Raw genomic sequence first — 14,540 nt, 5'->3', positions numbered from 1 at the left:
TTTAATAAATGCCATACTCCATTATAACATACATAATTATATACAACAAACAAAAAAGTTGAAAAATAGTCGGAAAATCCAGATGTACCAAGGGATTAAGTAAGGTCGGCGGAGAATTAAGTGATAAAGTCGGGCAGATAGATCTGACGCAGTTTGAAGAGATTTTCATTGAGGATAAGTCAGGTACTGAAATGTCTGATCGGGATTTAAAGATATAATAAAATGAAATAAGAATAGGACAAATCAATCGGGACAGTCAAATCGATTTCTAACAATGTTTTAGAAGTCCAGATGTACTATTCTAGTTTCAATCTACCATACTTGAGAATTTTATGCTGGGTATCCTTATCAATCACCGTTTGATTCACATGGAGAGTCAAAACACGGTGGGGAGATAGAATGGACAAAATTTGATTTTTGGCAATTTTTGAAAGGATGAGGCCTCGAATAATCTTGAGTCCACCTGCAGTTGATCCAGCAGAGCCACCGATTGCCATGAGGAAAAGGAGGATAAACTGGGAGAAGAGGGGCCAGTTGGTAATATCTCCATATCCAAAACCAGTTGTTGTAATGATGTTGGAAACCTGGAAGAAGGCCATTTCAAAGCTCTTTGAAAACCCTGGGTAGAGGTAGAGGGTGTTGAGGCTAATCAAGCCTGTAGAAACCAGTACAATGACCAAGTAAGCCCGAAGTTCTTCGTCACCAAAGAAGGCCTTGATGCGACGGAGCATGAGGTAGTAGTAGAGGTTGAAATTTACCCCAAAAACCAGAACTCCGATACTGACCAGATAGGTAATCAGTGAGCTGCCATAGTGGGCAATTCCGTCGTTATAGACGGTAAAGCCTCCAGTTCCCGCTGTCCCCGTAGCAATGACAAAACTATCGTAGAGAGGCATGCCAGCTAGATAATAGATGATGACAAAGAGGGAGAAGAGAGCTAGATAAAGGAGATAGAGAATCTGGGCAGTGTTTTTTAGTTTGGATACAACCTTGCCAAAAACAGGACCTGGAACCTCAGCCTTCATCACCTCTAGGTGGCTATTTTTGGCATTGTCCATAATAGCAAGTGCAAAAACAAGCACTCCCATCCCTCCAATCAAGTGGGTAAAACTTCGCCAGAAGAGGAGGGAACGGCTGAGAACCGAAACGTCGTTCAAAATAGTTGCTCCAGTAGTTGTAAAGCCAGAACTAATTTCAAAAAAGGCATCAATAACGCTAGGGATTTGCCCAGAAAAGACAAAGGGGAGACCACCAAAGAAGGACCAAAGGATTCAACAGAGGGCCACAATCAAGATTCCCTCCTTGGCATAAATCCGTTGATTTTTTGGCTTTTGTAAAATTCCTGAGCCACCTAGTAATACCAGAATTCCAATCGTTGTAAAGAGGGCTGTAAAGACTTGGCTCGATTCACGGTAATAGAGAGCGACAGCTACAGGAACCAAAAGGAGAACCGCTTCAATCAAAAGTAACTTTGAAAGGAGGTAGCGAATCATACTTTTATTCATTTCTTACCTCGCGATCAAGTCATAAATCTTAGTGATATTCGGCAACAAGGTTGTTACTAGGAGCTTGTCTCCAACTTCCAACATATCCTCCCCAGTTGGGAAAATCGTTTTGCCCTTTCGAATGATAGCTGCAATAAGAACCCCTTTTTTCAATTTCAGTTGAGAAAGAGGTTTGGCAGTCATTTTATTGGCTTCCTTGATATGGAATTGCAGGGTTTCGATTTGGCCATTGGCTAGATGGTGCATGGCTTGAAGGTCTGAATACTGGGCATTAACTCGACCACGAATAAAGTGCATAATCGTATCTACAGCGATGCTTTTAGGTGTGATGATACTTGAAAAATCAGGCGCATTGATAATCTCGAGGAGACTGGTACGATTGACCTTAGTAATATTTTTCTGTACACCTACCCTGTCAAGGAACATAGATGTAATCAGATTTTCCTCATCGACTCCTGTTAGAGTCGCAACGGCATCATAGTGTTGAGCACTTTCTTCCAGCAGGATATCTTGTGCGGTACCATCTCCTTGAACGATGTAGAGGTTTGGGAATTTCTCGCTAAAGAAGCTAGCGATTTCAGGATTGATTTCAATAATCTTAGTATCAATACGACTATCTTTGAGGATACCTAGTAGATAATAGGCAATTCTACCAGCTCCAACAATAAGAAGACTCTTCACGGCACGAGACTTGAAATAATTATGGAAGAGCATCATATCAACACGGTTACCAGTGACAAAGATTCTATCTTTATCCTGTATGGTCATGTCACCACTTGGGATGATAATTTGATGATCCCTCTCTATCGCACAGACAATGACATTGCCAAATTTTTTCCGAAAATCAGAAATGGGCATTTGGCAAAGACCACTGGAGGATTTAACAGTGAATTCCATCAAGCTGACCCGTCCACCAAAGAAACGTTCGACAGATAGAGCGTTGGGGAAGTCAATGATGTTGGCGATAGCGCGGGCAGCCAAGAGCTCAGGGTTAACGATAAGAGAAAAACCGAGAATATTCTTTTCTTTGAAATAGGAGTTAGAATATTCAGGGTTCCGCACCCGAACGATGGTCTCTTTAGCTCCCATTTTTTTGGCTAGAACGGCTGCAATCATGTTCACTTCATCGTATTCAGTAAGGGCGATAAAGATATCACAATCCTGGACACTGGCTTGCTCAAGGATGGTAAAATCGGCCCCGTTACCAAGGATACCCATGATATCAAAGCGATTGACAATATGATTGAGGACAGCTTCGTCTTGCTCAATCAGCAAAACATCATGCTTTTCTGCAACCAAGGAGCGACAGAGGGCAGAACTAACTTTTCCCCCTCCGACAAGGATAATTTTCATAATAAAACCTACTTTTTCATGATGTAACTATCATATCCTTTTTCAAAAAAATGCACCTACTAGCTAATAAGAAGAGCTTTTAGTAGGACATTTGCTATAAGGTAAAACTATATCCTAACCAATTGAAATAGCTATTAGCACCTTTCTCTGAAATATGGTATGATAAAGGGTATGCAAGGAGACAAAATGAATAATAATTTACTGGTACTACAATCAGACTTTGGTCTGGTTGATGGTGCGGTATCGGCTATGATTGGAGTGGCTTTAGAAGAGTCTCCAACCTTAAAAATTCATCACTTGACGCACGATATCACGCCTTATAATATTTTTGAGGGTAGTTACCGTCTCTTTCAGACGGTGGATTACTGGCCTGAGGGAACGACTTTTGTATCGGTTGTCGATCCAGGTGTCGGCTCGAAACGTAAGAGTGTGGTTGCCAAGACTGCAAACAATCAATACATTGTCACGCCAGATAATGGGACTCTTTCTTTTATCAAGAAACACGTTGGTATTGTAGCCGTTCGTGAAATTTCTGAGGTAGCTAATAGGCGTCAAAACACAGAGCATTCTTATACCTTCCACGGTCGTGATGTCTATGCCTATACTGGTGCTAAACTGGCCAGTGGTCACATTTCTTTTGAGGAAGTGGGGCCAGAGCTCAGTGTGGATCAGATTGTGGAACTTCCAGTCGTAGAGACCATTATTGAAGATCATCTGGTGAAGGGAGCCATTGATATTCTGGATGTGCGTTTTGGTTCGCTTTGGACCTCTATTACGCGAGAAGAATTTTACAAACTGGAACCAGAATTTGGTGACCGTTTTGAAGTGACCATCTATCACGCTGATATGCTGGTCTATCAAAATCAGGTTGTTTATGGCAAATCATTTGCAGATGTGAGAATTGGGCAACCCATCCTTTACATCAACTCTCTCTATCGTTTAGGTCTGGCTATCAACCAAGGTTCCTTTGCCAAGGCCTATAATGTAGGTGTCGGTTCATCTTGGACCATTGAAATAAAGAAAATAGAATCATAAAATAGGAGAATATAGATGAAAAATCAATCAATTAAACAAGTTGTTGCTGTAGGAATTGGCGCTGCCCTCTTTGTCGTCATCGGGATGATCAACATTCCGACCCCTGTTCCAAATACAAGCATCCAGCTTCAGTATGCGGTACAAGCGCTACTTTCTATTATTTTTGGACCGATTATCGGTTTGCTTGTCGGGTTGATTGGTCATGCAATCAAGGACTCTCTTGCTGGTTACGGTCTGTGGTGGACTTGGATTATCGCTAGTGGGCTCTTTGGTCTAGCTGTGGGGCTATTTAGAAAGTACGTTCGCGTGATCAATGGTGTCTTTGACTGGAAAGATATTCTTATTTTTAACCTCATTCAACTACTTGCAAATGCCCTTGTTTGGGGTGTCTTGGCACCACTTGGAGATGTTGTGATTTATCAAGAAGCTGCAGAAAAAGTATTTGCCCAAGGAATTGTTGCGGGAATTGCTAATGGTGTATCTGTAGCTATTGCAGGAACTCTTCTCTTGCTTGCCTATGCAGGAACTCAAACTCGTGCAGGAAGTTTGAAAAAGGACTAATACTCTTCGAAAATCTCTTCAAACCACGTCAGCTCTATCTGCAACCTCAAAACAGTGTTTTGAGCAACTTGTGGCTAGCTTTCTGGTTTGCTCTTTGATTTTCATTGAGTATAAAATGATGGGGAAGGCTGGGCAACCAGTCTTTTTCGATGTTTATAGATTAGTTAGGCGAGTAAGCTAGGATAGGAATCTTTTTGGCGCTAAGATTTTAAGAGAAGAGACTGCAAGAAGGGGTAAATTTATGATAAAATAGAAGTCTAATACTCTGCGAAAATCTAATTTAAACTGCGTCAGCTCTATCTGCAACCTCAAAACAGTGTTTTGAGCAACCTACGGCTAGCTTCCTGGTTTGCTCTTTGATTTTCATTGAGTAGAAGAAGCGAATGAAGAGAGTAAGATGAAAGAAGCTATAATTGAGTGGAAGGATTTCTCTTTCCAGTATGAAACACAACAAGAACCGACCTTGCAAGGGATAGACTTGACCATTTACAAGGGAGAGAAAGTCTTAATTGTTGGACCATCTGGATCAGGTAAATCTACCTTGGGTCAGTGTTTGAATGGGATTATTCCCAATATTTACAAGGGTCAGACATATGGAGAATTTTTGATAAAGGGTCAAACAGCCTTTGATATGAGCATCTATGATAAGTCTCATCTGGTTAGCACAGTTTTGCAGGATACAGATGGGCAGTTTATCGGCTTATCTGTGGCAGAGGACTTGGCTTTTGCTCTAGAAAATGATGTAACAAGTCTAGAAGAGATGAAAAGTCGTGTTCATAAATGGGCTGAAAAGCTGGACCTTCTCCCTTTACTAGCTCAGCGTCCTCAAGACTTGTCTGGTGGACAAAAGCAGCGAGTTAGTCTAGCCGGTGTCTTGATTGATGAAAGTCCGATTCTCTTGTTTGATGAGCCACTCGCCAATCTGGATCCCAAGTCAGGTCAGGATATTATTGAATTGATTGATCAGATTCATAAGGAGGAGGGGACGACGACCCTTATTATCGAGCACCGTTTGGAAGATGTTCTGCATCGACCTGTGGATCGGATTGTCTTGATAAACGATGGCCGTATCCTCTTTAATGGAAGTCCTGATCAGTTATTGGCGACTGATTTGTTGACCCAAAATGGAATTCGCGAACCCCTTTATCTCACCACTCTCCGTCAATTGGGTGTGGATTTAGCCAAGGAAGAACAGTTAGCAGATCTGGATAACTTGTCTATCTCAAAAGGTCAGGTTCAGTTGCAGAATGAACTGGCAAAAGAGATGCCAGATTTGCAGTCACTTTTTAGACTAGAGGAGGTTTCTTTTTCTTATGATGATAGACCGATTTTAAAATCCCTACATTTGGATATTAAAAAGGGTGAAAAGATTGCCATTGTCGGGAAAAATGGAGCAGGGAAGTCAACTCTAGCCAAGGCCTTAAGTAGCTTTATTCAGACGGAAGGTCGCTATCTTTGGGAAGGGCAGGATATAAAAGGAGATTCTGTTGCAGAGCGGGCGGAACGAGTAGGCTATGTGCTGCAAAATCCTAATCAAATGATTTCAACTAACATGATTTTTGATGAGGTGGCTCTGGGACTTCGTTTGCGAGGTGTGGATGAGAAGGAAATTGAAACGAGAGTCTATGAAACTTTGAAAATCTGTGGTCTCTATGAATTCCGTAATTGGCCTATTTCTGCCCTGTCATTTGGTCAGAAAAAACGTGTCACTATTGCCTCGATTTTGGTTTTAGGAGCTGAAATTATCCTCTTAGATGAACCGACAGCAGGTCAAGACCAGAAGAACTATACTGAGATTATGGAATTTCTCGAAGAGTTGCATCAAAAAGGTCATACCATCGTCATGATTACGCATGATATGCAATTGATGCTGGATTATTCAGACAGGGCCCTTGTCATGGTTGATGGAGAACTGATTGCTGATACTGATCCAGCTAGTCTGTTGAGCAATCCTGAGCTGTTAGTAAAAGCCAATCTAAAAGAAACTTCAATCTTCAACTTGGCTAAAAAACTAGACGTGGATCCACTTGCTTTAACGGCATTTTACAAAGAAAGGAGAGAAGGATGCAAGCTAAATTAATTGGTTACCAGCATAGAGATACTGTGATTCATCGCTTGTCAGGAGCTGGTAAACTTCTCTTTTTCATCCTCGTGTCATTGGCGGCCATGATTAGCTATGATACCAGACTGCTTGTTCTGATTGCCATCTTTTCGGTCTTTCTCCTCTATTTGTCAGAAATCCGTTTTAAAGATGTTTCCTTTGTGGCCGTTTTTGCGACGGTATTTGCCGTTTTAAACGTTTTGATGGTCTATCTCTTTTCTCCTGAGTATGGGGTTGGACTTTACGGAGAGAGAAGTGTGATTTGGCAGGGAATCGGTGCCTACACTCTGACCAGCCAGGAGCTCTTTTATCTGCTAAATCTGGCCATTAAGTACCTTTGTACCATTCCTCTGGCTATTATCTTTTTGATGACAACCCATCCTAGTCAGTTTGCTTCTAGTTTAAATCAAATTGGTGTGCCTTACAAGATTGCCTATTCAGTCAGTCTGACCTTGCGCTATATTCCAGATTTGCAGGAAGAATTCTTTACTATCAAAATGTCTCAGGAGGCGCGTGGGATGGAATTATCCAAGAAAGCTTCTCTTATGCAACGAATCAAAGGCAATTTGCGCATTATTACTCCCTTGATTTTTAGCTCGCTAGAACGCATTGATACCATCGCGACCGCCATGGAGCTTCGGCGCTTTGGGAAAGAGAAAAAACGCACTTGGTATAGTTATCAGGCCTTGAAAAAAGGAGACTATCTTACCTTGTTCTTGGCAGCCTTGTTTTTAGTAGCTAGTTTACTACTTATCTTGCAGAATCAAGGACGATTTTACAATCCTTGGAAATAGCTTGAAAAAATTGAAAAAATCAAGTCGTTTCTATTGACAATGATTCTGAAAGTGTTATACTAAGAAAGTAGTTTCGCTGATTTACTTCAAACCTGTTGTGAGGTAAGTTAACGATGCCTTAACCACGCTGTTTGCTGAGCTTGACTCCGGGCAGTGTGGCTATTTTTTTGCAATGGTGAAAGGAAGCAAGTCATGACAAATCACATTGTATTATTTGAACCACAAATTCCACAAAATACAGGCAATATCGCGCGTACTTGTGCTGCGACCAATTCTCCCCTCCACATCATCAAGCCAATGGGCTTTCCTATTGACGACCGCAAGATGAAGCGAGCTGGATTGGATTATTGGGATAAACTAGAGATTTATTTTTACGAGAGTTTGGAGGATTTCATGTCTCATATGAAGGGCAAACTCTATCTGATCTCAAAATTTGCTGAGAAAGTGTATTCTGATGTGGATTTATCGACTGACGAGGACCATTATTTTCTCTTTGGACGTGAAGACAAGGGCTTGCCTGAGGACTTTATGCGAGAACATCCTGAGAAGGCTCTCCGTATTCCCATGAATGATGAACATGTCCGCAGTCTCAATGTGTCTAATACCGTCTGCATGATTGTCTACGAAGCCCTCCGCCAGCAGCACTTTGCAGGTCTTGAGCTCGTTCATACCTATGAAGCAGATAAATTGAAATAAAAAATGAAAATGAACAAAATGCTTGCGCTTGCAAGCGTTTTTTGTTATGATAAAAGAGTCTTCAGGGCAGGGTGTGATTCCCGACCGGCGGTAAATTTGACTAGCTATTTTAGCTTTCTCGTCGTTGTCTTGTCTCGATATACTTTAAGTATTATCTTCGACTGCGACGCCTAGATAAATCTAAAATATCTTAGCCAAATAAGTCCGCGAGCGCAAGCTGATGTGGTGAGATTCCACAACCGACAGTATAGTCTGGATGGGAGAAGACGAAAGAATAGCTTTGTCTGTTCTGATAGATTTATAGCTAAACTGTAACCGCTTGCTTGAATTTCCTTAATAGAGTGAGAGGGAACTTTTGGGATATAAAAAGTGAGAATAGATAGAGGAATCCTTTCTAACTTCTTCTGATTTTATAGAAAATTGGAGGAACCTGTTATGACAAACACACGTCGACTTTCGACCATTGCGATCTTATCAGCCATCTCATTTGTGCTGATGTACTTTGACTTTCCGCTCTTGCCAGCGGCATCCTTCCTCAAGATCGAATTTAGTATCTTGCCAGTCCTTGTGGGTCTGGTGGTCATGGATTTGCCTGCTGCTCTAGGAGTGCTCTTGCTTCGCTCACTCTTGAAATTGCTTCTTAACAGCCAAGGAGTGAATACTTACATTGGTTTGCCGATGAATATCGTAGCTTTGGGAGTTTTTGTCATCGTATTTGCTTTGATTTGGAAAAAGGAACGGACAACCCTTCGTTTCCTACTAGGCTCTCTAGCTGGAACTATTGGTTTAACCTTTGCCATGTTGGTTCTCAACTATGTTTATGCTGTTCCTTTGTACGCTAAGTTTGCTAACTTTGATATTGGAAAAATTTTGGGACTTTCCAACTACCTAATGACCATGGTATTACCTTTTAACTTGATTGAGGGTGTAATCTTTTCCGTTTCATTCTGGTTGTTGTACGTCCTTTTGAAACCAACCTTAAAACACTATGAAAGATAAACAAACATTTTTAATGAAGGGCAGTTTTGCCCTTTTACTTTTCGTTATTCTTGGCTACATGGTCAAATTTTACCCTGAAACGCTGGTCGGTTTTGACCAATTGATTCAAACGGTAGTTCGAGGAGATTTGCCAGATTACTTGACTATTCTTTTCAAAGCCATCACACGCTTGATTGATATCCCAGTGATTATCACTTGGGTTGTTATTACAGCTTTTGTCTTTTATCGTAAGCGATGGAAGATAGAAAGTTTCTTCATGCTGGGGAATTTGGCTTTAGCGGGTCTTTTAATCGTGACCTTTAAAAATATCTACCAGCGCCCACGACCAGCTATCTTACATCTTGTGGAGGAGAAGGGATTTTCCTTCCCAAGTGGGCATTCTCTGGCTGTAACTTTGATGGTAGGTACTCTGATTGTCATTCTCAGTCAACGAATTAAAAATCCAGTCTGGAGAAAAATTGTACAAATCGTCCTTGGCCTCTACCTAGTTAGTGTGCTGGTATCAAGGGTATATCTGGGAGTTCATTATCCATCAGACGTTCTTGCCAGTCTCTGTCTGGGTTTGGGAGTCCTGTTTATCGAATTTCCCTTCTATGACAAGATCCGCTTCCAATGGCGATTTAAAGGCAAGCAGAAGTGATGGAAAAGATAAAAAATTGTACAAATACAAATAGAACCATATGAAATATATACTTGAAACATGTTTTGGTGTTTGATATATTTTAATAAATAAAGCAAGGAGGAAGAAAGTGTGGGTATGCTATTAGCGACACGATTAAAAAATAAAAGAAAGGAATTAAAATTATCTCAAAAAGAATTAGCTGAGGGGATTTGTGAGCAAGGGCAGATTAGCCGTATGGAGCAAGGTAAATATTCACCTGGGTCAGAATTACTCTTTCAACTATCTAAGCGATTGAAGGTGAGCATGGATTATTTCTTTGAAGATACTGAGGTTTCTAGTTTAGAAAATATTGATAAGTTTAAAGAATTATCTAAGAAATTTTTGGATGAGAGGGAATATGAATCTCTCCATTACATCTATGAACTGGAAAAATCTAAACGTACTCGTCTATCTGCTAAAGACCAGATTTATTTGGACTGGATTGATACATTAGTTCAATTCTGTTATTTAAATCATCAAACAGGGGCAGTTGCGAAACTGGAAAAAATACTGTTATCTCTGAAAAAATCTGATTTTTACTATCTACAACTGGGAAATACCTTGGCTAATTTTTATTTTGATATGGGGCAGGAAGACACATATCAGGAACTCTATCAACTTTTAAAAGAGAACCTCCAGTCACTATCTGTTCATCATTTGGAACAGTTAGAATTGATGATTAAATTCCGATATAACTATTGTAGATATTTGTGGTTGAATGAACGAACATCTGAAGCTATAGCAGAAATTACAGAAACGATAGCTATTTGTAAAAGATATAATAGTAGTTATCGATTAGCAGATTTGTATTGTTTATTGGGAAATATAAGCGAGAGCTTTGCTGAAAGGGATAGGATACTAGGTTTTTATCAAGTATCTTATCAGCTTTACAAGCACGAAGAGAACCAGAGAATGATGCTAGAAATTGAGAAGGAAATGAAATTATTGGAAAGTGAAGATTAAGAAAAAGATTTGTATTTTTAGATAACTTAAATTCATATTTCAAAAAAAATAAAAAAACACCATAAAAATTATTGACAAACCAAAATTGATGTATTAGAATATCATCAATAGTTTTTGATTTTGGTATTGGAGCTTTGGGGATATATTGGGCGTTGTTAGGATTTCAATTTCCTTTTGAGCTGAAGAAGGAGGCAATCCAATGAATACTTTTCTGACCAATAAAAATTACCGGATGTTGCTAATTAATCAATGGGTTTCGTCATTTGGTGATACGCTGTTTTATATTTCATTTATTTCTTATGTATCGGGATATAAATTTGCTTCATTAGCTGTTCTTTGTATAACAGTTTCGGAGACTTTGCCGCAGATTTCTCAGTTGTTCACAGGCGTTATTGCCGATTTTCAAAAAAATCGTGTTGCAAAATATATTGCTATATTGGCAAGTAAGTTTCTGCTTTATACTCTATTGACACTGTTTGTAACGGATAAGAACTTTTCTATGGGGATGGTTTTTCTTATTTGTGGCATCAATCTTTTATCAGATACCATGAGTTATTTTGCAGGTGCTATGATTTCTCCTTTGTATGTGAGGATTATAGGAGATGATATGACAGATGCTATGGGGTTTAGACAGGCAACTGCTGGTGTAGTTAATATTCTTAGCAACCTTACAGGTGGAGTTTTGATTGGGGTCATCAGTCTTCAGATGTTTGTGGGTTTGAATGCTTTGACCTTTCTTTTTGCACTGTTGGGTGTGGTGTTTATTCGTACTTCTTTGAGAGATATTGAGGGACAGATGGAGGTTAGTAAAAGATTAACCGCAAAATCTTTTGGAGAGCATTTCCTCTATTCTATGAAGATATTGTCAAGTTTTCCAACCATCATCAAATTAATATTCATTGCAGCTATGAACCAAGTGATTTTAAGCATTATTACCCCTTTAACGACTTTGATGTTGATTCATCATCCATTTATCTTCTTTGACACTGGGAAATCCATTGCAGCATTGTCAGTGGTTATTTTTTCAGGAACGATTGTGGGAAGTTTTTTGAGTGGAGGTATCCTAAAAAATATTCCCATAAAAATGATTGTCTACTTTGAAGAAATTATGCATCTCTGTATTCTCTTTTCTTGGTTGATCAATCATTTCCTCCTTTTATTGGTAGTTGTCTTCTTATGCGCAGTTGCAGTAGGAATGATGGGGCCTCGGATTTTCAACCTTGTATTCTCGATGGTTCCAGAAGAAGTCATGGGAACCATCCAGTCAGTGCTTGGAGTATTCAATGTTGTTGTACCAGGAATTCTTAGCATGCTCATCGTTGCCTTAGCGAGTGCTACAAACCTAAAAATCACAGTGCTTCCACTTTTTATTTTTGTATTGACTGCCTTAGCAATTGTGAAAGCAATGAAAATAGAGTAATAGTAGTATGAACTACTGTCTCTTTTTGGGTGGGAGTTCATTACCCATCAGACGTTCTTGCCAGTCTCTGTCTGGGTTTGGGAGTCTTGTTTATCGAGTTTCCCTTTTATGACAAGCTCCGCTTCCAATGGCGATTTAAAGGCAAACAGAAGTGAGTATCGAATTCCCTTGAGGAGAAAGAAATGAAAGTCAATATAGCATATCTTCATCCGACTCAACTATACTTATTAGAAAAATGGACCATTCTGTATTATCCCATTACGCTGATTTAAGTTGGAGGAGCTCTTCCCATGCAACCTTAGAGCTTATAAAGAGTCCGATCAATACCGTCCAGCTAGAAATTAGGAGGAATCAGCAAGTGATTCCCCTGTCCCTCATAGAGTGATTATAAAACCATACGATAAATGTACCTCCTTAATTAATAAAATCAGACTTTACATGTTTAGAGAGATCACTGTTCCCAAGAGATACTATAATTCCTACCGTAAGCAATATTATATTTCTATCTATTTTAGTCACCACCTAAAACTATGATTTTGCAAGAAAGGTTATGGAATTCTCAAGCAATATGGCTAAAATTAGATAGATATACAAAAGGAAAGGTAGAAGCTTTCATATGTATGGTATATCAACACGAGAGCATAGTAATTGCGTAAAATATATTTTTTTGCTATACTAATCAATATTTATTTGCAAAAGGAATGAGTTAAGATAAGCAATAATAATTTTAAATACTTACTTTGCAATCAAATTTTTAACTTGATTGCAAATATTTTTTTCAGTGTAACAATCATCTCAAAGGTTTATTCACAAAGTAATTCTATCAGTGAATCAACATTTGTTTTGATAATAGGAACTATTTCAGCAGTTATAGGAGGTTTGATTGGACCTATTTTTTTAGACAAAATTTCACATAAAAATGTATTGTCGTTTACTAATCTGATTGGTGGGCTAGTTACTCTGTCTTATACCATTATCAGTTCATTTAATGATAGTATTATAATAACCTATTCCACAGTCTTTTTAATAAGCATCACCAATAGTTTTTATACTCCTGCACGTCTAGCTATTGTTCCTAGTATAGTTGATAATGATGCGATAGTAAAAGCAAACGGTCTCACCCTAAGCATTCGTCAATCCGTTCAAACAGCAGGCTGGGCACTTGCAATTCCATTGTCTACGTTACTAGGTTTGCAATATTCATTATATTGTATATCTTTGTGTTTCTTGCTCTCCTCAGTTCTAAGTTTTTATATTCACGTTGAAAAGAATCAACATAAACCAAACTCTTCCAAAAGTTCATATGTATATCAAATTTTTGAAGGTCTCATACCTATAAGGGATAATCCTGTCATCAGGGATATAACTATTATGGATATTATTGAAAATTTTGCAAATGTGATTTGGACATCTTCATACCTCCTAGCATTTACAACCACTATCCTTTTAACAAGTGAAACTTGGTGGGGATACCAGGGTTCAGCATACTTCTTAGGGATTATAGTTGGAGGAGGGGTAATAACAAAATACTCTCATAAACTTCAACATTTTCCAGGAAAATTTTTGTTTATATCATCACTTCTTGTTACACTACTCACACTATTTTACACTGTTAATAGAAGCCCTATCATAACAATTATTATTTCTTTTCTAGTCGGCCCCCCTGCACAAATTAGAAATATAATTCAAGAATCAATTATTCAAGAAAAAGTTGATCCTAGTATATTGGCAAGAGCTTTTGCTGCCAGAAGTGTTTTAATGCAACTAATGTATGCTGTAGCGCTAGTTTCATTTAGTTATCTAGCAGACTTAATTGGAATTTTGCCAGTATACTTTATTTCAGTTATCATTTATTTTGCAATTTCATTTATTCCTGTAATATCGTCAGCATTAAAAAAAACACTGTGAAATTATGTATTTTTATGGAGATATAAGACTTCATATATCGTTTTGAGTAGTTTATGAGTACAAGCTATGATAGTTTCCATCTTACTGCCTCCTATTCCATTAGATTAGACTTCCTGTGAAACAAAAATATGATACAATAAAATTATGAAGCAAGTAAACAACTAACTGATACACGATTTAAGCTCCTTGTTGCTGTTCAGCGCACGACTTTTGAAGAGATGTTAGCCGTATTAAAAATTAAACACGCAAAAGATGGATAAAAACCTAAATTAAGCCTAGAAGACCTTCTGATGGCCACTCTTCAATATGTGCGAGAATACCGCACTTATGAACAAATTGCGGCTGATTTTGGTATCCACGAAAGCAACTTAACCCATCGGAATCAATGGGTTGAAGTAACTCTTGTTCAAAGTGGTTTTACGATTTCAAGAACTCCTCTCAGTTCTGAGGATACGGTAATGATTGATGCGACGGAAGTAAAAATCAATCGCCTTAAAAAACAATTAGCGAATGATTCTGGTAAAAAGAAATGCCACGCTATGAA

12 protein-coding genes, 3 pseudogenes and 1 riboswitch are annotated in these 14,540 nt (G+C 38.8%); of the genes and pseudogenes, 12 read left to right on the top strand and 3 right to left on the bottom strand.

Translation table 11 applies throughout. The annotated features are described in order from the left end of the window. Positions 1 to 317: 317 nt before the first annotated feature. The 3 genes and pseudogenes from HT687_RS07010 to trkA all read right to left on the bottom strand — a co-directional run. Positions 318 to 1,271: pseudogene (locus HT687_RS07010) on the bottom strand (potassium transporter TrkG); the annotation flags it as partial. Beyond that, complete coding sequence (locus HT687_RS12360) at positions 1,272 to 1,505, bottom strand: hypothetical protein (RefSeq protein WP_007285018.1); 234 nt, start codon at positions 1,503 to 1,505, stop codon at positions 1,272 to 1,274. It lies immediately after the preceding pseudogene. Between the two features lie 3 nt (positions 1,506 to 1,508). Next, positions 1,509 to 2,858: a Trk system potassium transporter TrkA gene (trkA, locus tag HT687_RS07005; RefSeq protein ID WP_023937108.1), complete on the bottom strand. Its 1,350-nt coding sequence runs from the start codon at positions 2,856 to 2,858 to the stop codon at positions 1,509 to 1,511. Positions 2,859 to 3,044: 186 nt separating this feature from the next. Here trkA and HT687_RS07000 point away from each other — a divergent pair, with 186 nt between their 5' ends. The 12 genes and pseudogenes from HT687_RS07000 to HT687_RS06945 form a co-directional block, all read left to right on the top strand. Further along, positions 3,045 to 3,893: an S-adenosyl-l-methionine hydroxide adenosyltransferase family protein gene (locus tag HT687_RS07000; protein WP_023937107.1), complete on the top strand. Its 849-nt coding sequence runs from the start codon at positions 3,045 to 3,047 to the stop codon at positions 3,891 to 3,893. Positions 3,894 to 3,908: 15 nt separating this feature from the next. Further along, positions 3,909 to 4,454: an ECF-type riboflavin transporter substrate-binding protein gene (locus HT687_RS06995; RefSeq protein ID WP_000795930.1), complete on the top strand. Its 546-nt coding sequence runs from the start codon at positions 3,909 to 3,911 to the stop codon at positions 4,452 to 4,454. Positions 4,455 to 4,851: 397 nt separating this feature from the next. Next, positions 4,852 to 6,534 carry an ABC transporter ATP-binding protein gene (locus HT687_RS06990; protein ID WP_000656513.1) on the top strand — a complete coding sequence of 561 codons (1,683 nt, stop codon included), beginning with the start codon at positions 4,852 to 4,854 and terminating at the stop codon, positions 6,532 to 6,534. Beyond that, positions 6,519 to 7,349: an energy-coupling factor transporter transmembrane component T gene (locus tag HT687_RS06985; protein ID WP_001148088.1), complete on the top strand. Its 831-nt coding sequence runs from the start codon at positions 6,519 to 6,521 to the stop codon at positions 7,347 to 7,349. Before HT687_RS06990 ends, HT687_RS06985 begins: the two co-directional genes overlap by 16 nt. A 192-nt stretch (positions 7,350 to 7,541) precedes the next feature. After that, entirely contained in the window at positions 7,542 to 8,045 is a 504-nt protein-coding gene (locus tag HT687_RS06980; RefSeq protein WP_000181376.1) for a tRNA (cytidine(34)-2'-O)-methyltransferase, read from the top strand. Positions 8,046 to 8,098: 53 nt separating this feature from the next. Next, positions 8,099 to 8,317: riboswitch (FMN riboswitch) on the top strand. A gap of 163 nt (positions 8,318 to 8,480) precedes the next feature. Continuing rightward, on the top strand, positions 8,481 to 9,044 hold the full coding sequence (locus tag HT687_RS06975; protein WP_000185825.1) for an ECF transporter S component: 564 nt from the start codon (positions 8,481 to 8,483) through the stop codon (positions 9,042 to 9,044). Beyond that, positions 9,034 to 9,684: a phosphatase PAP2 family protein gene (locus tag HT687_RS06970; protein ID WP_000653436.1), complete on the top strand. Its 651-nt coding sequence runs from the start codon at positions 9,034 to 9,036 to the stop codon at positions 9,682 to 9,684. Before HT687_RS06975 ends, HT687_RS06970 begins: the two co-directional genes overlap by 11 nt. Positions 9,685 to 9,795: 111 nt before the next feature. After that, positions 9,796 to 10,668, top strand: coding sequence for a helix-turn-helix transcriptional regulator (locus HT687_RS06965; protein ID WP_000525619.1), 873 nt, complete (start codon positions 9,796 to 9,798; stop codon positions 10,666 to 10,668). A 199-nt stretch (positions 10,669 to 10,867) separates the two neighbouring features. Beyond that, positions 10,868 to 12,088 carry an MFS transporter gene (locus tag HT687_RS06960; protein ID WP_001091363.1) on the top strand — a complete coding sequence of 407 codons (1,221 nt, stop codon included), beginning with the start codon at positions 10,868 to 10,870 and terminating at the stop codon, positions 12,086 to 12,088. Positions 12,089 to 12,114: 26 nt separating this feature from the next. After that, positions 12,115 to 12,243, top strand: a pseudogene (locus HT687_RS06955) (phosphatase PAP2 family protein); the annotation flags it as partial. A gap of 556 nt (positions 12,244 to 12,799) precedes the next feature. Then, a complete protein-coding gene (locus HT687_RS06950; RefSeq protein WP_100127924.1) occupies positions 12,800 to 13,996 on the top strand; it encodes an MFS transporter in 1,197 nt (398 codons plus the stop codon). 140 nt (positions 13,997 to 14,136) lie between these two features. Next, positions 14,137 to 14,540: pseudogene (locus tag HT687_RS06945) on the top strand (transposase family protein); the annotation flags it as partial.

It is taken from the genome of Streptococcus sp. 1449, assembly GCF_013276805.1.
Classification (GTDB): domain Bacteria; phylum Bacillota; class Bacilli; order Lactobacillales; family Streptococcaceae; genus Streptococcus; species Streptococcus pseudopneumoniae.
The sequence above is the reverse complement of the archived record's forward strand: the minus strand, read 5'-3'. Positions and strand labels throughout refer to the sequence as shown.

Bases quoted from the DNA above. Each gene is read 5' to 3' on its own strand.
- HT687_RS12360 (WP_007285018.1), bottom strand. From the start codon at position 1,505: ATGAATAAAAGTATGATTCGCTACCTCCTTTCAAAGTTACTTTTGATT.
- trkA (WP_023937108.1), bottom strand. From the start codon at position 2,858: ATGAAAATTATCCTTGTCGGAGGGGGAAAAGTTAGTTCTGCCCTCTGT.
- HT687_RS07000 (WP_023937107.1), top strand. From the start codon at position 3,045: ATGAATAATAATTTACTGGTACTACAATCAGACTTTGGTCTGGTTGAT.
- HT687_RS06995 (WP_000795930.1), top strand. From the start codon at position 3,909: ATGAAAAATCAATCAATTAAACAAGTTGTTGCTGTAGGAATTGGCGCT.
- HT687_RS06990 (WP_000656513.1), top strand. From the start codon at position 4,852: ATGAAAGAAGCTATAATTGAGTGGAAGGATTTCTCTTTCCAGTATGAA.
- HT687_RS06985 (WP_001148088.1), top strand. From the start codon at position 6,519: ATGCAAGCTAAATTAATTGGTTACCAGCATAGAGATACTGTGATTCAT.
- HT687_RS06980 (WP_000181376.1), top strand. From the start codon at position 7,542: ATGACAAATCACATTGTATTATTTGAACCACAAATTCCACAAAATACA.
- HT687_RS06975 (WP_000185825.1), top strand. From the start codon at position 8,481: ATGACAAACACACGTCGACTTTCGACCATTGCGATCTTATCAGCCATC.
- HT687_RS06970 (WP_000653436.1), top strand. From the start codon at position 9,034: ATGAAAGATAAACAAACATTTTTAATGAAGGGCAGTTTTGCCCTTTTA.
- HT687_RS06960 (WP_001091363.1), top strand. From the start codon at position 10,868: ATGAATACTTTTCTGACCAATAAAAATTACCGGATGTTGCTAATTAAT.